Source organism: Streptomyces sp. NPDC026394, assembly GCF_055567735.1.
Genome location: NZ_JBVHPX010000024.1, coordinates 102076 through 115617, shown reverse-complemented (window position 1 = coordinate 115617; position 13542 = coordinate 102076). Strand labels below are relative to the sequence as shown.

The 13542-nt window shown below is 73.1% G+C and carries 8 protein-coding genes and 1 pseudogene; 8 read left to right on the top strand and 1 reads right to left on the bottom strand.

The features are described 5' to 3' along the window. Positions 1–248: WXG100 family type VII secretion target (locus ACZ4QV_RS35775; RefSeq protein WP_361592277.1), on the bottom strand; the 248-nt coding region annotated here is incomplete at its 3' end. 1264 nt (positions 249–1512) lie between these two features. Between ACZ4QV_RS35775 and ACZ4QV_RS35770 the strand changes: the two genes are divergently transcribed. From ACZ4QV_RS35770 to ACZ4QV_RS35735, 8 genes and pseudogenes are all read left to right on the top strand, one after another. After that, a complete protein-coding gene (locus ACZ4QV_RS35770; protein WP_467764004.1) occupies positions 1513–3927 on the top strand; it encodes an ArnT family glycosyltransferase in 2415 nt (804 codons plus the stop codon). Between the two features lie 282 nt (positions 3928–4209). Beyond that, the gene (locus ACZ4QV_RS35765) at positions 4210–5544 is read left to right on the top strand and encodes a M20 family metallopeptidase (RefSeq protein ID WP_467764003.1); all 1335 of its coding nucleotides are present in this window, start codon (positions 4210–4212) and stop codon (positions 5542–5544) included. Continuing rightward, positions 5541–7097, top strand: coding sequence for an aldehyde dehydrogenase family protein (locus ACZ4QV_RS35760; RefSeq protein ID WP_467764002.1), 1557 nt, complete (start codon positions 5541–5543; stop codon positions 7095–7097). Before ACZ4QV_RS35765 ends, ACZ4QV_RS35760 begins: the two co-directional genes overlap by 4 nt. A 231-nt stretch (positions 7098–7328) precedes the next feature. Beyond that, positions 7329–8141, top strand: a complete 813-nt coding sequence (locus ACZ4QV_RS35755) for an SDR family NAD(P)-dependent oxidoreductase (protein ID WP_467764001.1) — start codon at positions 7329–7331, stop codon at positions 8139–8141. 59 nt (positions 8142–8200) lie between these two features. After that, positions 8201–10609 carry a penicillin acylase family protein gene (locus tag ACZ4QV_RS35750; protein ID WP_467764000.1) on the top strand — a complete coding sequence of 803 codons (2409 nt, stop codon included), beginning with the start codon at positions 8201–8203 and terminating at the stop codon, positions 10607–10609. Between the two features lie 149 nt (positions 10610–10758). Next, positions 10759–11739 (top strand): annotated as a pseudogene (locus ACZ4QV_RS35745) (RNA polymerase sigma factor); the annotation flags it as partial. A 169-nt stretch (positions 11740–11908) separates the two neighbouring features. Then, a complete protein-coding gene (locus tag ACZ4QV_RS35740; RefSeq protein ID WP_467763999.1) occupies positions 11909–12499 on the top strand; it encodes a hypothetical protein in 591 nt (196 codons plus the stop codon). Positions 12500–12506: 7 nt separating this feature from the next. Then, entirely contained in the window at positions 12507–13472 is a 966-nt protein-coding gene (locus tag ACZ4QV_RS35735; RefSeq protein WP_467763998.1) for a hypothetical protein, read from the top strand. Positions 13473–13542: the final 70 nt, after the last annotated feature.

Genomic DNA, 13542 nt, shown 5'->3' with positions numbered 1-13542 from the left:
ATGGCCTTGGAGATGCTTTCCAGTCCCTTGACCAAGGCTTGGGCGGCCTTTTCTATTTGCTCGCGGTGCGGGGCGTACATGTGCTGGAACTTCTGCCCCTGCTCGTCGTCTCCCCACGGCGAGCCGAGGCCGTCCAGCGAGCCTTTGAGTTTGCTCGTCGCCTTCGCCAGCGCGTCCGCTTCCCGGTGGAAACGCGGCGCCGCGGACTTGAGTTGGTCCGTATCTATGTCAAAGCCGTCACCGGCCATAGGTCCCCCCCCAGGAACTGTGCTTTCGCGTGTTCCCACAACCTATCGCGAGCCACTGACAACGCTTCAGTCACTTTCACGGCCGACGCGGCAGGCAGAGCTTCAGCGCTCAAGTAGTCAATCGTGTCCATCACCCACCGGAATCAGGCCGGGCGGCTGCCGGACGCAGGGTGCGCGGTCCGCAGTCGGCCTTGTGTGCCTCGTGCCCCCGACCCGGCCGTGCGGCAGTCGGCGGCCGGGTCGGGCAAGTGCGCTGGTGTTCACCTCTGGTTGCCCTCCAGCGGCCAGGACGGTCGCGGCCGGAGGGCGCCGGTGTGCCATTCCCTGAGCAGCTGGTCGAAGATCGGGGTGCTTCCGTCCGGTGATTCGTGTGAGCTGTGGGCTGTCGGGTTGGGATGGTGTGTTTGAGGCGCAGGGCGGGGATGTGGCTGTGGGGGTGGAGGGTTCTGTGCGCCGTTCATGTTCAGATCCAACAGGGAGGCACTCTCCTGGGTTGCGGTCCGCCACCGGGCCGGTCCGAGAAGCGTCCGGGTCGGTGACGGGCAGAAGATACGTTCCCGCGCTCTCTCGGCGCGTCTCGCGCAAGCCGGGGAGTGGGCCGTGGCCGGTGGACGATGGCTCTGTCGGGGTGTCAGGTCGTCGGTATTCACTCGGCTGTGTAATTGCTGTGTGCGAACTATCCCCCTCTTGTGAGGGGCTGGTATCGGCCATGCTTTGTGCTGTCGTTAATGGAGGGGAGCGCAGGGAGGAGGGCGGAAAGTGGCCGGCCGTGGGTGGTCGGGTGAGGGGGGGAGGGCGCGACGGCGGGTGGGGGTGGACGGGTGGGCGGAAGTGCAGGTCGGGTGGGTGGTGTTGGGTGCCCGGGGGAGGGGAAGCGTTCCTGCGGGGGCGGGAATTCCCGGTGGTGGCAACCGGAGGGTTCGCTTCGGGGGATTGACCGGAAACGTGCTGGACGCAGCAGGATTCATCATTCCGCTTCCGTGGCTCATGTTTCTCTCATGTTCACGTGGCACGGTGAGGTGACGTGTCCGAGGCGGCATCGGAACCCCCGTACGGCCGTGCCCTATTCCTGTGGCGGGACATCCCGCTATTCCGGTGCCGTCGCCGCCGGTAATGCACTCCCCCCGAAAACCGGCCTCGGCGCGAGGCCGCCGGCCTCCGAAGGCGCCGCCTGCGACGGTGCCCCGCACGGTCGTGCCCGCGCCGGAAACACCACCGTCGCCCTGCGGTGCCCCGACCCCCTCCGCTTCCGGGAGAGACCACCATGTCCGCCACCACCTTCGTGGACCGGCCCGTCCTCACCGAACGGCCGCACGGCCGCTGGCAGTTCTGGCACACCCCGATGGGCCGGCCGCGCTGGGACCGGCCCGCCCTCCTGGGCATCGCCGCGCTCGCCGCGATGCTGTACGCCTGGAACATCACCAGCAGCGACTACGCGGGCTATTACGCCGCCGCCGTCCGCAGCATGTCGGAGAGCTGGAAGGCGTTCCTCTTCACCGCCTTCGACCCGGCGTCCACCGTCACCCTGGACAAGATCGGCGGTTTCCTGTGGCCGCAGGCGCTGTCCGCGCGGATCTTCGGGTACAGCAACTGGGCCCTGACGCTCCCGCAATGCGTCGAGGGCGTCGTCTGTGTCCTGGTGATCCACCGCACGGTACGGCGCTGGCGCGGCCCGGCGGCCGGTCTGCTCGCCGCCGGAGTGCTGACCCTCACGCCGGTGGCGGCGTCGATGTTCGGGCACGCGCTGCTGGAGGCGCCGCTGACCATGTGCCTGGTGCTGGCCGCCGACCAGTGCGCGAAGGCGATGGCCACCGGGCGGCTGCGCCCCCTGCTGCTGGCGGCCGTCTGGGTGGGCCTGGCCTTCCAGGCGGCGATGATGCAGGCGTGGATCATCGTGCCGGCCCTCGCCGTCGCGTACTTCGTCGTGTCACCGGCCGCGCTGCGCAAACGGCTCGGCCATCTGCTGGTCGCGGGCGCGGTGCTGTTGGCCGTCTCGTTCTCCTGGGTCCTGCTGATGACCGTCGTCCCGAAGGACGCACGGCCGTACGTGGACGGGTCGCGCGACAACAGCGCCCTGTCGATGGTGTTCGGCTACAACGGCTTCGACCGGCTGAAGTCCGGATGGAACATTGATGCCGCCAACAGTACGGCTCCGGGGGCGGCCAAGGGCGCGTCCGGAGCGGGTGGCGGGGCCGGGGCCAAGGGTGGGGCCAAGACTTCCCCCAAGGGTTCTGCGGAGACGTCCGCCAAGACCGGTTCCGGGCGGCACGCGCCGGGGCAAGCCGGTTCGGGGGCGAAATCCGCGCCCGGCACCGGCCTGGCGAAGGGCGCCCAGCAGGCCCGAGGCGGCGGCGGATCGCACGTGGCGGTGGGCGCCCCCACCAGCGGCTGGCTCAAGCTCTTCCGCGCACCCCTGGCGCAGCAGATCGGCTGGCTGTTCCCGCTGGCGCTGTCCGCCCTCGTCCTCGGCTTCGTCACCCGCCGCAAACAGCCCCGTACGGACCCGGTACGCGGCGGCTACCTGCTGTGGGGCGGCTGGCTGTTGACGGCGGCGGCGGTCATGAGCGCCATCAACGTCCCGCACGCCACGTACATGGCCGCCCTCGCTCCCGGCCTCGCCGCGCTGTCCGCCGCCGGAGTCGTGACGCTGTGGCGCGCCCATCGTCGGGAGGAAGGCACGGTCGTAACGCGCCGTCAGGTGGCGGAGCGTCAGGTGTCGGGGAGTCAGGCTGTAGGGCGACGCGCCGGAAGCGGAGCCTGGGCGGCCTTGCGTACGTGGCTGCTTCCGGGCGTCATCGCGGCGCAGGCGGCCTGGGCGGTGTATCTCGTCTCCGGCCAGTCCGGTTGGGTGCCGTGGTTGATCCCCGTCATCATCGTGACGGCGCTCACCGCCCTCGGCCTGCTCTCCCACGGCATCCTCCGCGCCCGGCGCGCCGACGACGGACCGGGCGCCCGGAGTGGGCCGGATTCCCGGAGTGGGCCGGATTCCCGAGGCGGACCGGACGCGTCCCGCGCCCCGGCGCACGCCCGCGCGCAGCAGTACCCCCGCGCCCGTCAGCGCGCCCGCGCGCGGCGCATCGCCACCGCCGGACTGATCGCCGGCTGCGTCACCATGACGGCGGCGCCCGCCACCTGGTCGCTGTCCGTCCTGAACCCCCGGTACACCGGCTCCGCGCACTCGGCGTCCGCGGGCCCGCAGGACTCCACGCTCGGCACGCCCACCCGGCTGACGGACACCCAGCGCAAGATCCTCGACTACGTCGAGCGTCGCCGCGGCTCCGCCGACTACGCCTTCTCCGCCGGGCTGCTCACCGCGGAGCCGTACATCCGCCTCGGCGGCTCCGTCGTCCTGCCGCTCGGCGGCTTCGCGGCGGGGACCGAACCGGTCACCCTCAGCGAGTACCAGCGGCTGGTGGCGGCCGGGAAACTGCGCTTCGCGCTCGTCGGCGCGGGGGACGACGTGGGGACCTCGGAGACGGCGCGGATCAGCCGGTGGGTGCGGTCGGCGTGCGAGAAGGTCGACCCGTCGGCGTACGGCGGCGAGACGCGCGCCGGGAGCGGTAGTGGGAGTGGGAGCGGCGGGGGCGGGCAGCAAGCTGGAGCTGGGGGCAAAGCCGGGGCCGGGGCCGGTGCCAGCCAGAGCCTCTACCGCTGCTCCGCCGCGAGCGCGCGCGGCTAACCACGTACGTGGCCAATCACGTACGCGCCCTACGACGCACGCGCCCAACCACGCGCACGCCCAACGACGCACCCCCCCCGAAACCCACGCGGCAATAGCTCTAGCCGAGGGGGCGGCGAAACCCTGCCACGGTCCCTCCTCCGCCCCCTCGCCGGCTATGACCCTCTTGGCCCGTCGTGCCCCTCTTGACCCGTGAGCGAGCGGGCCAGCACAGTACGGGGGACCGTCTGGTCCTGGTCCGACCAGTCTCCTGACGTGATGCCAGGGGAGTTGGAGGGTGCCGTGCACAGCAGCCCGAGCGTGGTGCCGCCCGGTTCGGACATCGGCGTACCGTCGGTGGGCGTACCGGCGGCGGGCGAGCCGTCGGACGCCGTGCCGCCGGTCGACGAACAGGCCGCCGTGGCCCTCACTCAGGAACTGGTCCGGCTGCGGACCGTGAACGCCGCGGGCGCCACCACCGTCGAGCAGCCTGCCGCCGACCTCCTCTGCCGGCTCTTCACCGAGTTCGGCTGGCCGCACGATGTCGTCGAGGTCGCCCCCGGACGGCCCAACGTCGTCGCGGTCGTCGAGGGCGGTGGCGGGCCGGGCCGCACGCTGATGTTCGAGGGGCACACGGATGTCGTGACGGAGGGCGACGCCGCCGCGTGGAGCGTCGATCCGTACGGCGCGGAGATTCGCGACGGGCGGCTGTGGGGGCGCGGCGCCGCGGACATGAAGTCCGGGGTGGCAGCCATGATCTACGGGGTGCGGGCGCTCCAGCAGGAGGGACCGTTCCCCGGCCGGATCGTCGTCGGCGTGCTGTGCGACGAGGAAGGGCTGATGCTCGGCGCCAAGGCGTTCGCCGCCTCGCCGCCGGCCGCCGAGGTGGACGGTGTCGTCGTCTGCGAGCCGGAGGGGTACGAGGTGTGCACCTCGGCCCGCGGCGGCATCCGCCTCCGGCTGGACCTGCGCGGGGTGATGGCGCACGGCGCGATGCCTCAGGAGGGCCGTAACCCCCTCGTCGCGGGTGCGCGCATCGTCGCCGCGCTCGCGGAGGCCGAGAAGTGGGCGGCCGGGCGGTACGGAACCCACCCGCACGCCGGTACGGTGACCGTCACCCCGACGGTGCTGTGCGCCGGCGACCCCGACCAGCTCAACGTCATCCCCGGCCACGGCGTGCTCGGCATCGACGTACGGACCGTGCCCGGCACGGACCACGCCGAGCTCGTCGAACGGCTGCGGCGGACGGCCGTGACCGCCGCGGCCGACGTGGGGGTCACGGTCGAGCTGACCGTCGTCGACGACCGCCCGGCCGTGGAAATCGCCGCCGGCCACCCGCTCGTCGAGAGCCTGGTGGCCGGCCACCGGCAGGTGCACGGCGTCGAGCCGCCGTTCGGCGCGGTCCCCGGCACGACCGACGGGACGATCCTCACCCGCGACGCGGGCCTGCCGACCGTCGTCTACGGGCCGGGCGGCAAGTGGATCGCCCACCAGAAGGACGAGTACGTGGAGGTGCGGGAGATCGCCGAGTACGCGCGGGTGTACGCGGTCGCGGCCCGGCGCTTTCTCGACGGGAGCGACGCCCGCACCGGGCCTGGGCCCAAATCCCTCCGCCCCGAAGGCGGCGACATGGCATGAGACCTCCCGGCAGCCGCGACGACGCGCCGAACGTGCCTCCTGCCCAGCCCGTGGACGTGTCTCCCACTCCGCCCGCGGACGTGTCTCCCGCCCAGCCCGTCGACGTGCCGCTCGCCCCGCCCGTCCCTCCTGGCCGTCTCCCCGTAGGCGACGGCTGGGTGCCCGCCCCGCGTACCGGCCCGGTGATCTTCCCGTACGACGGCGAGGAGTTCGCCACGGCGCCGGTGGGGGACCCGGACCTCGCCCGCCGAGCCGTCGAACACGCCGCGGCTGCCCGCCCCCGGGTCGCGAAGCTGGCCTCGCGCGTGCGGCGTCAGGTGCTGGGCGCCGTGGCGGCGGACCTGGAGGACGTGGCCGGTCCGATGGAGGATCTGCTCGTACGGGAGACGGGCAAGCCGCGCACCGACTGCCGTACCGAAGTACGGCGGGCCGTGGCCACCTGGCAGGCCGCGGCCGACGAGGTGGTGCACATCCACGGGGAGACGGTGCCGCTGGACCTGCTGCCCTCGGGGGACGGCTTGTTCGGGTTCTGGACCCGGCGCCCGGTCGGTGTCGTGGTCGGCATCGCGGGCTTCAACTACCCGATGATGCTGGCCTCCCACAAGATCGCCCCGGCGCTCGCGGCCGGCTGCCCGGTGATCGTCAAACCGGCCCCGGCCACTCCGCTGGCCACCCTGTGGCTGGTCCACCTGGTACGGGAACGCCTCGCCGCGGCCGGCGCGCCCGCCGGCGCCGTCCAACTGGTCACCGGCGACACCGAGGTCGGCTGCGCCCTGACCACGCACCCCGAGGTCGCCGCGGTCTCCTTCACCGGCTCCGCCGCCGTCGGCCACCGCATCGCCCGGGACGCCGCGCCCCGCAAAGTGGTGCTCGAACTCGGCTCGAACGCGGCCCTCGTGGTCGCCGCCGACGCCGACCTGGACGCCGCCGCGGACGCTGTGGCCCGTGGCGGCTACTACGCCTCCGGCCAGGCGTGCATCGCCGTGCAACGCGTGATCGCCGTCGCGGAGATCGCCGGCGAACTGGAGCGGCGGATCGCCGAACGGCTGCCCGGCGTCGTCGTCGGCGACCCGCGCGAGGAGCGCACCCAGGTCGCCGCCCTCATCGACGAGGCTGCCACCGAACGTGTGCTGACCTGGATCGACCGGGCCCGAGCCGCCGGGGCGCGACTGGTGGCGGGCGGCACCCGCGTCGGCCGGTGCGTGGCGCCGACCCTGCTGGCGGAGGTGCCGGACGGCCAGCCCGCCTGGGACGAGGAGATCTTCGGGCCGGTCGTCGCGCTGCGTACGGTCCCGGACCTGGACGCGGCGTACGAGCTGGTCAACGCCGGGCGGTACGGACTGCACGCGGCGGTCTTCACCCGTGGCCTGGACGCCGCCTTCCGGGCGCTGGACGCGCTCGACGTCGGCGGCGTGGTGATCAACGAGGTGCCGGGCTACCGCAGCGACGTGGCTCCGTACGGCGGCGTCAAGGACTCGGGGCTGGGCCGCGAGGGCCCGCGGTTCGCGATCGAGGAACTGACGGTGACGCGGATGGTGGTGATCCGCCCGTGAGCGCCGCGGACGGCGACGATACGGGCCGTACCCCGGCGACCCCGGAGCACACCGTCCGTATTCCCTGCGATCCGATCCCGGAGCACTCTCCCGTAACCCCCGCGACCGCGAAGCCCGCCCCCGTAACCGCCGCGACCGCGAAGCCCGCCCCCGTAACCCCCACCACCGCGGAGCCTGCGCCCACGCCCCCCGGAGCACACCCCCGTAGCCCCTACGACCCCGGAGCACACCATGGACCAGGTGACCGAGTACGCGAAGCTGTTCCGTCTGGACGGGCGGCGGATCGCGGTCGTCGGCGGGGCCGGCGGGATCGGGCGGGAGGCGGTACACGCCCTCGCCGCCCACGGCGCCGAGGTGATCGTCGCCGACGTGGACGCGGCCGGCGCGGTCTCGGCGGCCGAGGCAGCCGCCGCTGAGCCCCCGGCCCCCGGCAGCCGGACCGGCACGGCGACCGCGTTCCCCCTCGACGTGCTGGACGACGACGCGGTACGGGACGCGGCCGCGCGGTGGGGCGCCCTGGACGGCCTGGTCGTGACCGTCGGCGTCAACGTGCGCAAGCGGATCACCGACTACACCGCCGCCGAGTTCGACCGGGTCGTCGCCCTCAACCTGCGGGCGGTCTTCACCCTCGTCCAGGCCGTGGCACCCGCCATGGCGGAGCGCGCCCGGGGCAGCGTGGTCGGTCTGGCCTCGATGCGCGCCGTCCAGGTCGAACCGGGGCAGAGCGTGTACGCGGCGTCCAAAGCAGGGCTGGTGCAGTTCCTGCGGACGGCCGCGGCGGAGTGGGGGCCGCGCGGCGTCCGGTTCAACGCGGTGGCGCCCGGAGTGGTCCGTACGCCGCTCACCGACCAGATCGCCGCCGACCCGCAGTGGTACGACGCCTACGCGCAGGCGTCCGCGCTACGGCGCTGGGCCCGCGCCGACGAGATCGCGGGCGCCGTCGTCTACCTCGTCTCGGACGCGTCCACGTTCGTCACCGGCAGCGTCCTGGCGGTCGACGGCGGGTGGACGGCGGTCGACGGCCGGTACGAGCCGTCGCTCTGAGCACGCCCGTCCGGCCGCACCTGCGTACCTGCGTACCGGATCACGGACCACGGACCACCATGGAGACACATGCCCCGCGCACCACCAGCTTCACCCTCCCCGGCCTCACCGCCCCCGTCGAGATCCGTGTCGACCGCTGGGGCGTGCCCCACCTGTACGCAGCCTCCCAGGACGACCTCTTCCTCGCCCAGGGGTTCAACGCCGCCCGGGACCGGCTCTTCCAGATCGACCTGTGGCGGCGCCGCGGACTCGGACTGCTCTCCGAGGTGTTCGGGGAGAGCTGCCTCGAACACGACCGGGCGGCCCGGCTCTTCCTGTACCGCGGCGACATGGCCGCCGAATGGTCCGCCTACGGACCCGGTACGGAGCGCGTCGCCGGCGCCTTCGTGCGCGGTGTCAACGCGTACGTCGCGCTCTGCCGGGCCGATCCCACGCACCTGCCGCCCGAGTTCGCGCTGCTCGGTCACCGGCCCGCTTACTGGGAGCCCGCCGACGTCGCCCGTATCCGCAGCCACGGCCTCTTCTACAACGTGGAGCAGGAGGTCGCCCGCGCGCTGACCCTGCGTGACCACGGCCCCGAAGCCGAGGACCTGCGCCGGGTACGGGAGCCGGCGCACGACCTCCGCGTACCGGAGGGCCTGGACCTGTCCGTCATCCCTGACGACGTGCTCCGCGTCTACCGGCTGGCCACCACGCCGCCGTGGGAGAACGGCGGGCCGTTCCGAGGGCCGGACGGCAGCAACAACTGGGTGATCGCCCCGTCCCGTACCGCCACCGGCCGCCCGCTGCTCGCCAACGACCCGCACCGCGCCGTCACCCTGCCCGCGCTGCGCTACCTCGCGCACCTGTCGGCCCCCGGCATCGACGCCATCGGCGCAGGGGAACCCGCGCTGCCCGGCATCTCCATCGGCCACAACGGCCGGATCGCCTTCGGGCTGACGATCTTCCCGATCGACCAGGAGGACCTGTACGTCTACCGCACCAACCCCGCCGACCCGCGGGAGTACTGGTACGACGGCCACTGGGAGCCGATGCGCCGGGTCACCGAGACGGTCCCGGTACGCGACGCCGGGCAGCCGGCCACCGTCGATTTGTGGTTCACCCGGCACGGCCCGGTGATCCACGACGACCCGGAGCGCGGCACCGCGTTCGCGGTACGGGCGGCCTGGCTCGGCCCCGGCATGGCCCCGTACCTGGGCAGTACCGGGTACATGACAGCGGACGGCCCGGACGCCTTCGTCACCGCGATGGACCGGTGGGGCGCCCCCGGCGAGAACCAGGTGTACGCCGCGCCCGACGGGACCATCGGCTGGCAGCCCGCCGGCCGGGTCCCCGACCGACCGAACTGGGACGGCACGCTCCCGGTGCCCGGCGACGGCCGCTACGAGTGGGCGGGCTTCCACCCCGTGGGTTCGCTGCCGTCCGTACGCGACCCCGAGCAGGGCTGGTTCGCCACGGCCAACCAGATGAACCTGCCGCCCGGCTACCCGAACGCCGACCGGACCGTCACCTACGACTGGCACGCGCCCGTCCGCCACGACCGGATCGCCGCGGAACTGGCCGCACGCACCGGCTGGACCGTAGCGGACTGCGTGCGCCTGCAGACCGACCACACCAGTCTGACCGCACGCCGCGTCCAGCCGCTGCTGGCCGGCGTCGGCAGCGACGACCCGGACGTGGCATGGGCGCTGGAGCAGCTCCGCGCCTGGGACGGCGAGCTGGCCCCCGACTCCCTGCCCGCGGCGCTCTTCGAGGTCTGGTTCCGGCGGCACCTGTGTCCGGCCGTACGGGAACGGGCGCTGGCCCGTCTGCTGCCCCCGGACCGGCGGGCCGCCGCGTCGGCCCGCGTCCTGCCCGTCGGCGACGCCGCCACCACGGACCCCCGGGTCGACCTGGACCTGCTGCTCACACCGGGCGACCGGCTCGGCCCCGACCCGGAGGGCACCCTGCGTACGGCCGTCCTCGAAACCCTCCCCGCCGCGCTCGCCGAGCTCGGACGGCTGCTCGGACCGGACCGCGCCCGCTGGACCTGGGGAGCCCTGCACCAGGCGGAACCACGGCATCCGCTCGCCGCGTGGCTGGGCGAGCAGGCGCCGGACTGGACCCGGGCCGGGCCCGCGCCGCGCGGCGGCAGCGGCGACACGGTCGATGCCACCGCGTACGGCACGGACTTCCGGCAGACCACCGGAGCCACCTTCCGGCTGGTGATCGACGTCGGCGACTGGGACGCCTCGGTGGCCATGAACGCGCCCGGCCAGTCCGGCGACCCGGACAGCCCGCACTACCGTGACCTCTTCGCGGACTGGGCGGCGGACGGCGCCTTTCCGCTCCTGTACGGCCGTGCCGCGATCGAACGGAACACCACCCACGTGATCATGCTGCGGCCGCCGGACGAGCCGGGCACGGGCACCCCGCCGGACCACCGTGATTCAGATCACGGGAATGGTGGTGTAACAAACCACCGGTAAGTGCGCGATGAACAAAGAGGTGCTCGCCGTGCACCGTGCCTATGTGTATCGAGAGGTTCCTCGTGTCACTCACCTCGCCCGTCATGCGACCGCAGGAGACAGCCGAGTCCCCGGCCCCGGAAGCCGTACCGTCCGACGGTACGGCGATCGAGGCGGCCGGCGGATTCACCCTGTCCCACGGCGACGAGGGGGACGCGCCGGCGCAGCAGGTCGCCGGCGCCGGAGCCTCCGCCGACCCGGTCAAGGACTACCTGAAGCTGATCGGCAAGGTGCCGCTGCTCAACGCCGAGCAGGAGGTGGAGCTGGCCAAGCGCGTCGAGGCCGGGCTGTTCGCCCAGGAGAAGCTGGACACCGGCGAGCCCGCCGGGAAGCTCCGGCGCGAACTGGAGATCCTGGTCGCGGACGGCGCCCGCGCCAAGGAGCACCTGGTCGAGGCCAACCTCCGGCTCGTCGTCTCGCTCGCCAAGCGCTACACCGGCCGCGGCATGCTCTTCCTGGACCTGATCCAGGAGGGCAACCTCGGTCTGATCCGCGCGGTCGAGAAGTTCGACTACGTCAAGGGATTCAAATTCTCGACGTACGCGACGTGGTGGATTCGCCAGGCCATCACCCGGGCGATGGCCGACCAGGCGCGGACGATCCGTATTCCCGTCCACATGGTGGAGATCATCAACAAGGTGGCGCGGATTCAGCGCCAGTTGCTCCAGGACACCGGCCGCGAACCCACTCCGGAAGAACTGGCCAAGGAACTCGACATGGCCCCGGAAAAGGTCATCGAAGTACAGAAATACGGCCGTGAACCGATATCCCTGCACACCCCGCTGGGCGAGGAGGGCGACAGCGAGTTCGGCGACCTGATCGAGGACACCGAAGCGGTCGTCCCGGCGGAGGCCGTCGGCTTCTCCTTCCTCCAGCAGCAGCTTCGCTCCATCCTGGAGACCCTGGCCGACCGGGAGGCCGGTGTCGTCTCCATGCGTTACGGCCTCAAGGACGGGCAGCCCAAGACGCTCGACGAGATCGGCAAGGTCTACGGCGTCACGCGCGAGCGGATCCGCCAGATCGAGAACAAGACCATGTCGAAACTCCGCCACCCGTCGCGTTCCCAGCTACTGCGCGATTACCTGGACTAGGGCGGGCAGGACGGGCACCGGAGGGCCTGCGCGGAGGGGCGCCGGACGGAGCGCGGGGAGCGGCGCCGGGGGCGCGCGACCCGCTTGATGCGCCCTCCGCGGGCCGGTGACCGGCCGCCGGGCCGCTGCTAGCCTCGCAGCAGCGGCTCGCGGGGGACGGGGGTCCGGGATGAGGTCCGCAGCAGCGAAAGCCGGTCGCGCCACCGCAACGGTGGTGCTGGTTATTCTCGCCACCACCACAGCTTGTGGCCGGTCCGGCGGGACCGGCCCCGGTGACGTCCCGCCCGGCGCGGGGACCGGCGGCGCCGCATCGTCGGTGTGCGGGAGCGGTGCCTCGGACGGCGGCGGGCCGGGCGCGCCAGGGGCGAGCGCGGGTGGGCCCGGTGCCGGGGACGGCTCGCACGGCGCCGGCGGCGGCTCGGCCGCGTACAGCCAGGGCGGCGACCCGATCACACCGGTGTCACAGCCGCCGGAGGACACCGGCAGCCCGGAGACGATCGGCGTCGGCGACACACCCAGCCAGGGCCACGAGACGCCCGTGCCCTCGTGCACCGACTCCACGGGGCAGCAGGTATCGTGCCGCGTGGACGACTCCTCCCCGCCGACGGGCGAGGCTGCCCCCGGCCCTTCGCGGACGGACACCGGGCAGTACGGACGGAACGGGGGAGGCGGCCCGACCGAGGAGGCCCAGCAGCCTTCCCGGTCGGACACCGGGAACACCCGGCCCGGCCCCAGCCCGGCCGCCACCGACGTGCCCTGATCCGGCGATGGGCGCCCCGCCTGCCGTGCCGGACTATCCGGCCGCCGCCGCGGCCCGTGCCCGCGCCCGGCGCCGCAGACAGCTCCGGCGGGCCGCCCCGCCGCCGCGCGCCGCCGGTACCGACACGCCGCCGCAGCCCGGTCAGCGTTTCGAGTGGGCCAATACCGTCCTTGGCGCCGGATCGATCGTCGGCGGCCTGATGTTCTACGCGGGCGTCATGCACAGCAGCGCCTACTTCGCCTACTTCCACGTCCGCGCGTCGATCCTCGGCTTCGGCTTCCCACAGATGATCATCTGGAGTCTGCGCCTGGTGACCCTGCCGGTCCTCATCGGCCTCGCCCTCCTGGCCGTGACGCCGCGCCTGCCGGAACTGCTCGTCTCGCTCCGCGTCCCGCACCGCGTCACCCTCGGGGTGCGCCGCGCCGGCCGGGCCGTCGCCCGCCAGTACGTCCTGTTCGTGGCCGCCGGTGTCGTGCTGATGCTGCTGTGGCAGCACATCCAGCCGTACGGGTGGGCGGCGCCGCTGCTGGTGGCCACCGGCCTCGTGCTGGGCCAGAGCGACGCGGCGAACCCGGTACGCCCACCGCGTGGCCCGTGGCGCAAGGGCTTCCCCATCGCGGCGGCGGCGCTGTTCCTCGTCTGGGTGATCGCCCTGGTCGCGGGCCACCTCGGTACGCAGGACGCCCGCTCGACCGCCGCCCACCTCGTCCGCCGCCCCGCCGTCGTCGTGCTGAGCGTCGAACGCCTCAGCCTGACCGGCCCCGGCCTGATGACCGAAACCCTCCCGGGCATGCACTACCGCTACCGCTACACCGGGCTGCGCCTGATCCTCGAACGCGACCGCCGCTACTACGTCCTGCCCGTCGGCTGGCGCGCCCGTACCGACCCCGCCTTCGTCATCGAGGACGACGACACGATCCTGGTCCAGCTCATGCCGGGCACCCGGCCCCGGGACGGAACCGGAATGCAGTGACGGGGACAGCGGGGGCGGATGCGTCCCGGCGGGCCGCCCGATTTTGGTCCAGCGTGCAACCATCTTGCAT

Coding starts and splice junctions, on each gene's coding strand:
- ACZ4QV_RS35750 (WP_467764000.1), top strand. CDS start 8,201: ATGGAGACACATGCCCCGCGCACCACCAGCTTCACCCTCCCCGGCCTC.
- ACZ4QV_RS35770 (WP_467764004.1), top strand. CDS start 1,513: ATGTCCGCCACCACCTTCGTGGACCGGCCCGTCCTCACCGAACGGCCG.
- ACZ4QV_RS35760 (WP_467764002.1), top strand. CDS start 5,541: ATGAGACCTCCCGGCAGCCGCGACGACGCGCCGAACGTGCCTCCTGCC.
- ACZ4QV_RS35755 (WP_467764001.1), top strand. CDS start 7,329: ATGGACCAGGTGACCGAGTACGCGAAGCTGTTCCGTCTGGACGGGCGG.
- ACZ4QV_RS35740 (WP_467763999.1), top strand. CDS start 11,909: ATGAGGTCCGCAGCAGCGAAAGCCGGTCGCGCCACCGCAACGGTGGTG.
- ACZ4QV_RS35735 (WP_467763998.1), top strand. CDS start 12,507: ATGGGCGCCCCGCCTGCCGTGCCGGACTATCCGGCCGCCGCCGCGGCC.